Annotated in this window: 8 protein-coding genes; 6 read left to right on the top strand and 2 right to left on the bottom strand. The window is 70.4% G+C overall.

Annotated elements, in window-relative coordinates:
* The first annotated feature begins 22 nt into the window (after positions 1-22).
* Positions 23-3,388: a PE family protein gene (locus BST27_RS32725; RefSeq protein WP_170062388.1), complete on the top strand. Its 3,366-nt coding sequence runs from the start codon at positions 23-25 to the stop codon at positions 3,386-3,388.
* Positions 3,389-3,439: 51 nt separating this feature from the next.
* Here the strand turns inward: BST27_RS32725 and BST27_RS28665 are convergent, their stop codons facing one another.
* Together BST27_RS28665 and BST27_RS28660 are read right to left on the bottom strand one after the other, a co-directional pair.
* Positions 3,440-4,492: a phosphotransferase family protein gene (locus BST27_RS28665; protein WP_069420139.1), complete on the bottom strand. Its 1,053-nt coding sequence runs from the start codon at positions 4,490-4,492 to the stop codon at positions 3,440-3,442.
* A 25-nt stretch (positions 4,493-4,517) separates the two neighbouring features.
* The gene (locus BST27_RS28660; RefSeq protein ID WP_069420138.1) at positions 4,518-5,126 is read right to left on the bottom strand and encodes a histidine phosphatase family protein; all 609 of its coding nucleotides are present in this window, start codon (positions 5,124-5,126) and stop codon (positions 4,518-4,520) included.
* Between the two features lie 83 nt (positions 5,127-5,209).
* Between BST27_RS28660 and BST27_RS28655 the strand changes: the two genes are divergently transcribed.
* Genes BST27_RS28655 through BST27_RS28635 form a run of 5 tightly spaced genes read left to right on the top strand, consistent with a single transcriptional unit; the run spans position 5,210 to position 9,890 of the window.
* Entirely contained in the window at positions 5,210-6,226 is a 1,017-nt protein-coding gene (locus tag BST27_RS28655) for a phosphotransferase family protein (RefSeq protein WP_069420137.1), read from the top strand.
* Position 6,227: 1 nt separating this feature from the next.
* The gene (locus BST27_RS28650; RefSeq protein WP_069420136.1) at positions 6,228-6,992 is read left to right on the top strand and encodes an SDR family NAD(P)-dependent oxidoreductase; all 765 of its coding nucleotides are present in this window, start codon (positions 6,228-6,230) and stop codon (positions 6,990-6,992) included.
* Positions 6,993-7,009: 17 nt separating this feature from the next.
* Positions 7,010-8,311, top strand: a complete 1,302-nt coding sequence (locus BST27_RS28645; protein ID WP_069420135.1) for an acyl-CoA dehydrogenase family protein — start codon at positions 7,010-7,012, stop codon at positions 8,309-8,311.
* A 2-nt stretch (positions 8,312-8,313) separates the two neighbouring features.
* Complete coding sequence (locus BST27_RS28640) at positions 8,314-8,925, top strand: TetR/AcrR family transcriptional regulator (RefSeq protein WP_069420134.1); 612 nt, start codon at positions 8,314-8,316, stop codon at positions 8,923-8,925.
* Complete coding sequence (locus BST27_RS28635) at positions 8,925-9,890, top strand: NADPH:quinone oxidoreductase family protein (protein ID WP_069420133.1); 966 nt, start codon at positions 8,925-8,927, stop codon at positions 9,888-9,890. The genes BST27_RS28640 and BST27_RS28635 overlap by 1 nt, the downstream gene beginning before the upstream one ends.
* Positions 9,891-10,182: the final 292 nt, after the last annotated feature.

Below are 10,182 nucleotides of genomic sequence, written 5' to 3'. Positions count from 1 at the left end.
ACCGCCGGCCATCCCGTCGAGCGTGAGGCGGTACGAGCGGATCAAGGTTCCGGTGCTGATCATCGAAGGCGGCAACGGCGGCAACGTGGGCGACGGCGGTGCGGCCGGAACCGGCGGGCTCGCGGGTGGCCCCAGCGGAGCCGCGGGCGCCAACGGAAAGGCCGGCTTCACGCCCATCGACGGCGGCAACGGCGGCATCGGCGGCGACGGCGCCAGCGGCAACAGCTTCGGAATGAACGGCGGCAACGGCGGGGCCGGCGGCAACGGCGGCAACGTCGGCGACGGCGGCGCCGGCGGCTCCGGCGGCAACGGATTCATCGGCAAGGCCGGCTTGGACGGGATGAACCCCGGAGAGAGCGGTACGGACGGTCAGACCGGCGGCAACGGCGGGACCGGCGGCGCCGGCGGCGCCGGCGGATCGAAGGCCGGCGACGGCGGGGCCGGCGGCCAGGGCGGCAAGGGCGCCGACGGCGGGGCCGGCGGAGCGGGCGTCAACGGCAACCCGGGCATCACCGACGGCAGCGGCAACGGCACCGCCGGCCAGGCCGGCGGCGACGGCGGAGACGGTGGGGCTGCCGGCAACGGCGGTAAAGGCGGCGCCGGCGGCGCGTCGACACACGGCACGGCGGGCAAGGACGGCAACGGCGGTCAGGCGGGCAACGGCGGCGCCGGTGGCGCAGCCGGCGACGGCGGGGCCGGCGGCAACGGCGCGGTGGTCGGCGGCGTGGCCGGTAACGGCGGAGCCGGCGGCAACGGCGGCGACGTGGGCGACGGCGGTGCGGCCGGCAAGGGCGGACTCGCCGGCGGCGCCAGCGGATCGGACGGCGCCAACGGCAAGGGCGGCAGCACACCCGCGATCGGCGGAAACGGCGGTCGAGGCGGAGACGGCGCCGATGCCACCACCGCGGGCGGTAACGGCGGGATCGGCGGGGCCGGCGGCGACGGCGGCGCGGTCGGCAACGGTGGCGCCGGAGGCCGCGGCGGAAACGGTGCCGCGGGCAAAGCGGGCGTCGACGGCGTCAACGCGGGCGAAAGCGGCACGGACGGCCAGAACGGCGGTCACGGCGGCGCTGGTGGCGCCGGCGGCGCCGGCGGCAGCACGTCCGGCAATGGCGGAGCCGGCGGCGCGGGTGGTCATGGCGCCAATGGCGGCAAGGGCGGCGCCGGCATCAACGGCGCCGACGGCGTCGTCACCGTTACGAACGTCGGCGACGGTGGCCAGGGCGGTCACGGCGGTGCCGGCGGCGCCGGCGGCAATGGCGGCAACGGCGGCAAAGGCGGCGCGGCAACCAACGGCAACGTGGGCCTCGCCGGCAATGGCGGCTTCGCCGGTAGCGGTGGCAACGGCGGCGCGGCAGGCAACGGCGGCAACGGCGCCGACGGGCTTATCACGCACACCTCCACGAACGGCCAAGGCGGCGGCGGCAACGGCGGCAACGGCGGCAACGTCGGCAAGGGCGGCACCGCTGGGATCGCCGGTCTGGCGGGTGGTCCAGGCGGGCTCAACGGCCTCAACGGCGGCAACGGCGCCACCCCCATCAGCGGCGGCAACGGTGGCAACGGCGGCAACGGGGCCGACGGTGTCTTCGCCATTCAGGCACAAGGCGGCAATGGCGGAAAGGGCGGTGCCGGCGGTTTGGTCGGCAACGGCGGCAACGGCGGCAACGGCGGCCGCGGCGGGGACGGCCCGGACGGCGCCGACGGCGCCGCAGGTACTGCGGTCCTCGCGGGAGGCAATGGCACCGTCGGCCAGAGCGCCGGCAACGGTGGCAAGGGCGGCGACGGTGGGGCCGCCGGGTCCGCCGGCGGCGATGGCGGCAACGCCGGTCACGGCGGGGCCGGCGGTAACGGCGGTGACGGCGGCGACGGCGGCAAGGGCGGCGACGGGATCGACGGCGGCCTGGGCGCAGGTGACGGCTCCGACGGCACCAAAGGTGGCAGCGGCGCAAACGGCGGTAAGGGCGGCGACGGCGGAGCTGGCGGAACCGGCGGTGCATCGAAGTTCGGCAAAGTGGGGGTGGACGGTAACGGCGGCGCAGCCGGCAACGGCGGTGACGGCGGCAAGGGTGGTAACGGCGGCAACGGCGGCAACGGCCTGGTTCTCGGCATGAACCCCGCCGGCGACGGCGGAGACGGCGGCGACGGCGGCGACCGCGGCATCGGCGGGGCCGCCGGGAAGGCGGGCGCGGCCGGCGGTCCGAGCGGGCTGGCCGGCATCAGCGGATCGGCGGGCAAGACCCCCACCAGCGGTGGCAACGGCGGCAATGGCGGCAACGGCGCCAACGCCACGGCCGCCGGCGGTGACGGCGGGGCCGGAGGTGCCGGCGGCAACGGCGGCAACGTCGGCAACGGCGGCGCGGGCGGCAAGGGCGGCGCGGGGGCGTTGGGTGCGGCCGGCGTCAACCCGGGCCCAAACCAGACCCAACCTCCCGCGGCCTCCGGCACCAACGGCGGCAACAACGTCATGCCTGGTTTCGGCGGCGACGGCGGCACCGGCAGCAACGGCCTCGCCTCCCAGCCAGGCGGCACCGGCGGCTCCGGCGGCCTCGGCAACACCAGTAACAACAACGCCCCGGCGTTCGGCGGTGACGGCGGCGACGGCGGCACGGGCGGCGCCGGCGCGGTCGGTGGTGACGGCGGCGTCGGCGGTGCGGCTCACGTCGACAACAGCAACAGTGCGGCGACCGGCGGCGACGGCGGCGACGGCGGTCAAGGCGGGGCCGGGGCCGCGGGCGGCAACGGCGGCAACGGCGGTTCCGCCGACAGCCTTGGTCCAGTCACAGGCAGCCCCCTCAGGGGCGGCGACGGTGGTAAAGGCGGCACCGGCGGCATCGGCGGCAAGGGCGGCGACGGCGGCGACGGCGGCTGGGCGAACGGTCATGCGGTCTCCGGCACGGCGGTGGGCGGCAATGGCGGCGACGGCGGCACCGGCGGTATCGGCGCGACCGGCGGTACCGGCGGCAGCGGCGGCGCCGGCGGCGCCGGCGGCGCCGGCGGTTCGATTTCGGGCAATGGCGGAGCCGGCGGCATGGGCGGCGCCGGCGGCAAGGGCGGCGTCGGCGCGACGGGCGGGGACGGCGGGGACGGCGGCGCCGCCGGGGTCGGATACGACGCGACGGTGAACCAGAACGGCCGGGGCGGCACCGGAGGCACCGGTGGCCAGGGCGGCACCGGCGGCACTGGTGGCAACGGCGGCAACGGCGGAGCGGCCGGCGTTGCTCTGGGTTCAGGTACCGATGGCACCGCGGGTGCGGGCGGCGCTGCCGGCGCCGGCGGCAGCGGCGGTCAGGGCGGACAGGGCGGGTCCGGAGCCGACGGTGCATCCGACGGCGCCACGGGCAGCCTCGGCGCCACCGGTAGCAAGGGCACCGCCGGTTTGCCGGGGTGACGCGGCCCGCCCGGCCCTGACGGGGCTACCGAGAACCTCTACCGAGAGCGGCTAGCTGCGCGGCTTGGCCATCTCGGCGAGGCCGCGTGAGATCAACGGCGCCACGACCTCAGACGCCATGTCGTACTCCGCGTCCCTCCCGGCCGCTTGCTCGGCCATGCGGTGCCGGAATTCGATACCCGCGGCGATGATGGCGAGCTTGAAATACGCCAGTGCCATGTAGAACTCCCAGTAGCCCAGCGAGTGCCCGGACACCAGCGAATAGCGGTCCGCCAGTTCGTCGGGCGTCGGCAACAGGGGCGAGGTCCAGGCCGCCTGTGCGTTGACGATCAGGTCCAACGCGGGGTCGCGGTACACGCACATCAGGGCGGCGTCACTGAGCGGGTCGCCCAGCGTCGAGAGCTCCCAGTCCACCACCGCACGAACCAGCGTCGGGTCGTCCTTGTCCAAGATGGTGTTGTCGATCCGGTAGTCACCGTGCACGATCGCCGAGCGACTCTGCTGCGGAATCGCTTCCTGCAGTGCCGAACGCAGTCGCGCGACGTCGTTGTCGCGGTGGTCGTCGGGCAATCGAACCAGGTCCCACTGCGAGCCCCAGCGACGCACCTGCCGCTCCAGATACCCGTTGGGTTTGCCGAAGTCGCTCAGCCCGACGGCATTTGGATCGATGCTGTGCAGATCGACCAGCACGCGGATCAGTGCATCGACGCAGCCGTGGATGGCGGAGCGGCTGAACGCCTCGAGTTGGCCACGCCGCCGCACCACCTGCCCGTCGACGAACTCGACGATCTGAAACGGCGCGCCCAGCACCGCGTCGTCGTCGCACAGGGCGATGGTGCGCGCCACCGGAACGGGCGTGTCCTGTAGCGCAGCAACGACTTTGTACTCGCGGGCCATATCGTGCGCGGACGGCGTCAGCCCATGCAACGGCGGACGGCGCACCAGCCAGCTCGTCGCGTCGTCATAAACACGGAACGTCAGATTGGAGCGTCCACCCGAGATCAGCTCGCCGCGAAGCTCACCCACACGCTCGATGCCGAGGGAAGCCAAGTACCCGTCCAGTGCGGCCAGATCGAGGCCGTCGAGGCGGTCAGTCGAGGTCACCGCATATTCCTATCACCGTTGACAGCTACCACCTTTGATTCCTTGGCAGCAAATCCCAAACATGTTCGGTCGAGTTCACCGTCGCCACCGTCGCCTGCCCGGAACGGGAGAACAACAAGCGGGTCACCGAGGCGTAGTCGATGGGAAACGACAACAGCCGCGCCGTCCCCAGGATCTCGTGCAGAATCACGTTAATCACCCCGCCGTGGCTGAACGCGGCAACCGTCTCATCGGCGCCGGCGGAAACCACCAGGTCGTCGATCGCCGCGCGCACCCGCGCCCGAAAGGCGTCCTCGTCGACCGCGCTGGGCAGGTGCCCCTGGGCCATCCTTGCCCATTCCTCGGGGAACTCCTGACGGATTTGCTCCACCGGGATGTAGGCGGGCAGGTTGCGGTCGTATTCGGCCAACCGGTCGTCGATGTCGATGGTCAACCCCCGCGCCGCCGCCACCGGTTCGGCGGTCTGGACGGCGCGTCGCTGCGGGCTGCTCACCACGCGAGAGATGGGAAACCGCGCGAGCGCCTCGGGTAACCGCGCGACCTGCTCCAGTCCGGCATCGGACAGGTGGGGGTCGGAACCTTCGCCGTGATCGCTGCGCAATGGAAGCGCATGGCGAACCAGAAGAAGTTGCATGGGCTAAGCGTCGCATGACCGGCGGGCGGGGTCGCAGCCGACGGGAGAATGTTATTCTCCGATTGGAGATTGGGGTGTGCGCAATGGATGCGGTAGCGCTCTCACGATGGCTGGATGCCGAAAAGGCCCCGGGCAGTGGCGAACAGCCGGTGCTCGAGCAACTGAGTGGGGGATCGCAGAACACCCTCTACCTGATCACTCGCGGCGACGAGCGCATGGTGCTGCGGATGCCCGGACCCCGGGCTGACGCCGCCCGAATCGACGGGTTGCTGCGCGAGATCCGGCTGGTGCGGGCCTTGTCGGGCACCGATGTGCCGCACGCCGAGCTGATCGCTGCCGACGAGTCCGGCTCGGTGCTGGGCATGCCGTTCTATGTGATGCGGGCGATTGACGGGTGGAGCCCGATGGACGGCGGATGGCGCGCCCCCTTCGATACCGACTTGGCGGCGCGGCGCGGGTTGGCGTTCCAACTCGTCGAAGGAGCGGCGAAATTGGGACGAGTGGACTGGCGCGCGCAGGGCCTCGAAGGCTTCGGCCGTCCGGACGGATTCCACGAGCGCCAGGTCGACCGCTGGCTGAAATTTCTCGACGCCTACCGGGTGCGCGATCTCCCGGGTCTGGACGAGGCGTCGGACTGGCTGCGCCGCAACCGTCCCGAGCGCTACACGCCGGGCATCATGCACGGCGACTACCAGTTCGCCAACGTGATGTTCGCGCACGGGGAGCCGGCCCGGCTGGCCGCGATCGTGGATTGGGAGATGACCACCGTCGGCGATCCGCTGCTGGACCTGGCGTGGGCGCTGTTGGGGTACGACGGCGAGGAGCCCCGCGCCGACGGGTTCTATCTGGACATGGCCGGCATGCCCACGCGAAGTGAACTACTGCAGCACTACGAGAGCATCAGCGGCCTGTCCACCGAGAACATCGACTACTACCTGGTGCTGGCGAACTGGAAGCTGGGCATCGTGCTGGAGAAGACATACGCGGCTGGGGTGCGCACCGGAAAAGTCGACCCCAAGATCACCGGAGCGTTCGGCCCGATGATCCTGCAGCTCATCGGCACCGCCGCCGAACTCGCTCGATCGACCAAGGGACGCTGAAATGGGTTACGCCGACCAGCTTTTCGACCTCACCGATCGGGTGGTGCTCATCACCGGCGGCAGCCGCGGGTTGGGGCGGGAGATGGCGTTCGCGGCGGCCCGGTGCGGGGCAGACGTGGTGATCGCCAGCCGGAAGATGGACAATTGCGTGGCCACCGCCGAGGAGATCGAGGCCGAGACCGGGCGCACCGCAATGCCCTACCAGGTACACGTGGGCCGCTGGGAACAGCTCGACGGCCTGGTCGACGCGGTCTACGAAAGATTCGGCAAGGTCGACACCTTGATCAACAACGCCGGCATGCAACCGCTGTACGACAAGCTGAGCGACGTCAGCGAGAAGCTGTTCGACGCGATCCTCAATCTCAACTTCAAGGGCCCGTTTCGGCTCTCGGCACTGGTGGGCGAGCGGATGGTCGCCGCAGGGCGCGGATCCATCATCAACGTGAGTTCGGCGGGGTCGCTCCGTCCGAGTCCCGACATCGTCCCCTACGCCTCGGCAAAGGCCGCGCTCAATGCGATGACCGAGGGGATGGCACGAGCGTTCGGACCTGCCGTCCGGGTCAACACGCTGATGGCCGGCCCCTTCCTGACCGACGTCAGCAAGGCCTGGAACCTCGAGCAGGACACCACCAACAGGTTCGCGCACCTCTCGCTGCAGCGCGCCGGCAACCCGGCCGAAATCGTCGGCGCCGCATTGTTCTTAGCTTCCGACGCGTCCAGCTTCACCACCGGCTCCATCGTGCGGGCCGACGGCGGAATCCCGTAACGACAGGAGTATCGAAAATGCCTTGGGACTTTTCCACCGAACCGGAGTTCGAGAAAAAGCTCGAATGGGTCCGCGAATTCGTGCGGGAAGAGGTCGAGCCACTGGAAGTGCTGTTTCCGGGCTGCGAGTTCCTGCCGCTCAACGAAGAGCGCCGCCGCATCGTCGACCCGCTCAAACAGCAGGTGCGCGACCAGGGTTTGTGGGCCCCGCATCTGGGACCCGAGTTGGGCGGGCAGGGTTTTGGCGCGGTCAAGCTGACGCTGATCAACGAGATCCTGGGGCGTAGCCCGTGGGCGTCCATCGTCTTCGGGACCCAGGCGCCCGACACCGGCAACGCGGAGATCCTGGCCCGGTTCGGCACCCAGGAACAGAAGGACCGCTATCTGGCGGGGCTGTTGTCCGGGGAGATCTTCTCCTGTTTCTCGATGACCGAACCGCAAGGGGGTTCCGACCCACGGGTTTTCCAGACCCGAGCCGTCCGGGACGGTGACGACTGGGTGATCACCGGGCGAAAGTTCTTCTCGTCCAACGCTTCCGTCGCCTCGTTCTTCATCGTGGTCGCCATCACCGATCCCGACGTACCCGTCCATCGCGGCGCCTCGACGTTCCTGATTCCGGCCGGTACCGAGGGCCTGACCATCGAAGCCGACTACCACCTGGTCGGAGCGGACGCACACGAACCCGGCCATTCCCTGGTGCGCTACGACGGCGTGCGAGTGGGGCCGGACGCGCTGCTCGGCGAGCCGGGCCAGGGCTTCCTGATCCTGCAGACCCGACTGGCCGGCGGACGGCTACATCACGCGATGCGGTCGATCGGGGTCGCGCAGCGTGCCGTCGAGATGATGTCGCGGCGCGCGAAAAGCCGTTTCACCCAGGGCAGTCCGCTGGCCGACAAGCAGTTGGTGCAGGAGTTCATCGCCGACTCGTACACCGAGCTGATCCCGTTCCGGCTCACTGTGCTGCACGCCGCCTGGCTGATCGACAACGGTGACGAGCAGGCCGCGCGCACCGAGATCGCGGCGTGCAAGATCCTGGCGTCCCAAGTCCTCAAGTCGATCGCGTTGCGCGCCATCCAGGTGCACGGCGCGCTCGGACTCACCGATCAGCTGCCTTTGGTCAACGCCTTGCTCGGCGGCATCGCGCTCGGCCTGGCCGACGGGCCGACCGAAGCACACAAGGTCAACCTGGCCAAGATGCTGCTCAGGGGTTATGACGCCGAGGACGCGGAATGGCCCAGCGAGCTGCTCGACGTCCGCCGCGAGGCCGCCCGCAAGAAGTACGGTGACCTCCTCGATCGCGTTCCGGCGCTGCCTGATTAGCCGTGAACAGCAGGGTCATCGCGGCCGTCGAACGCGCGCTCGACGACCGTCACCGCGGCGCCACCGAGGAGGTGGAACGCATCCTGGCGGCGGCGGTACGGGTAATGGAACGGGTGGCGCCCGAGCCGCCGCGGGTGAGTGACATCGTCGCCGAGGCGGGCTCGTCCAACAAGGCGTTCTACCGATACTTCGCCGGCAAAGACGACCTCATTTTGGCCGTCATGGAACGCGGGGTGGCGATCGTCGTGTCCTACCTCGAGCACCAGATGGCCAAGGAATCCCGGCCGCAGGACAAAGTGGCGCGCTGGATCGAAGGCACCCTGGCCCAGGTTGCCGACCCGCACCTGCTGAGCATGAGCCGGGCTGCCGCGGGGCAGTTGGCCGTCGCCACCGGGTCGGATGCCGCCGCCCAGGAGCTGACGGGCCCGCTGCGTGATCTGCTGATCGAACCGATCACAGCGTTAGGTAGCGCGGATGTCGACCGCGATGTCGAGGCCGTCTTCAGCTGCACGACGGCGACCATGCGACGCTACCTGGGTTCGGCCGACCGCCCCGAGTCGGCCGACGTCGAGCATCTCGTGCAATTTTGCTTGCGCGGGTTAGGAGTTGATTGATGCGTGCGATCGTCTGCCGCGCCTACGGCCCGCCGGAGGACTTGGTATTCGACCAGGTCGATGACCCGGTCGCCGGCCCCGGTCAGTTGCTGGTCCGGGTGCACGCGGCGGCAGTCAATTTTCCCGACGTGCTGTTCATTGCGGGCAAGTACCAGGTCAAGATTCCCCCGCCGTTCATACCTGGCAATGAGATCGCCGGTGAAGTGATCGCCGCGGGCGAGGGCGCATCGTTTCAGCCGGGCCAGCGGGTGTTCGGGACCACGTTCGGGGCGTTCGCCGAATTGGCGCTCCTCCAATCCGACCTGGCGACGCCGTTGCCCGACGACGCCGACTTCGCCTCGGGGGCGGTGTTCGGCGTCACCTACCGCACCGCATACCACGCCCTGCGCTCGACCGCCGGAGTGGCAGCCGGGGATTGGGTCGTGGTACTGGGGGCCGCGGGTGGGGTGGGACTGGCCGCCGTGGATCTCGCTGTGGCCCTCGGGGCGCGGGTGCTGGCGGCGGCCTCCAGCCCGGAGAAGCTCGAGTTGTGCCGCCAGCGTGGCGCCGAAGCGACCGTCGACTACGACCGCGAGGATCTGAAATCACGCATCCGGGAGCTCACCGGCGATAGCGCCCGGGTGGTCATCGACCCCGTCGGCGGTGACTATGCGGAGCCGGCGTTACGCGGACTGGCCCGCGGCGGAATGTTCGTCACCCTCGGCTACGCGGCCGGCAGCATCCCGGCGATTCCGCTCAACCTCGTGCTGCTCAAGGATCTTACGGTTCGCGGCATGGAGATTCGCACGTTCATGGCCGAGCATCCGGACGAGTACGCGCGGGATGTCGAAGAGCTGTCGCAGCTGTTCACCACCGGCAAGGTGCGCCCGTACATCGGCGCCCGATTTCCGCTGGCGGAAACGCCCGCGGCGCTGCGCTACGTGGCCGAACGCAAAGTGCTCGGCAAGGTGGTCATCGACGTCTAGCGCGGCGGCGCGCCGCCGCCGATGCGCGGCGATACACGCCGAAGCCGTAGCGCGGCGATACACGCCGAATGTGGGCCTTATGCACCAACTTCCAAGGCTGCAGGGCCATAGGGCCCACACTCGGCGAAGCCAGCTAGGCGCCTACAGCGGCCAAGCACGCCGAATGTGGGCCTTATGCACCAACTTCCAAGGCTGCAGGGCCGCAGGCCCCACACTCAGCGAAGCCGGCGAAGCCAGCTAGGCGCCTACAGCGGCCAAGCACGCCGAATGTGGGCCTTATGCACCAACTTCC

Origin of the sequence: Mycobacterium intermedium (assembly GCF_002086275.1) — a bacterium.
In the GTDB taxonomy this organism is placed as follows: domain Bacteria; phylum Actinomycetota; class Actinomycetes; order Mycobacteriales; family Mycobacteriaceae; genus Mycobacterium; species Mycobacterium intermedium.
The sequence above is the reverse complement of the archived record's forward strand: the minus strand, read 5'-3'. Positions and strand labels throughout refer to the sequence as shown.

Bases quoted from the DNA above. Each gene is read 5' to 3' on its own strand.
- BST27_RS28660 (WP_069420138.1), bottom strand. From the start codon at position 5,126: ATGCAACTTCTTCTGGTTCGCCATGCGCTTCCATTGCGCAGCGATCAC.
- BST27_RS28655 (WP_069420137.1), top strand. From the start codon at position 5,210: ATGGATGCGGTAGCGCTCTCACGATGGCTGGATGCCGAAAAGGCCCCG.
- BST27_RS28650 (WP_069420136.1), top strand. From the start codon at position 6,228: ATGGGTTACGCCGACCAGCTTTTCGACCTCACCGATCGGGTGGTGCTC.
- BST27_RS28645 (WP_069420135.1), top strand. From the start codon at position 7,010: ATGCCTTGGGACTTTTCCACCGAACCGGAGTTCGAGAAAAAGCTCGAA.
- BST27_RS28635 (WP_069420133.1), top strand. From the start codon at position 8,925: ATGCGTGCGATCGTCTGCCGCGCCTACGGCCCGCCGGAGGACTTGGTA.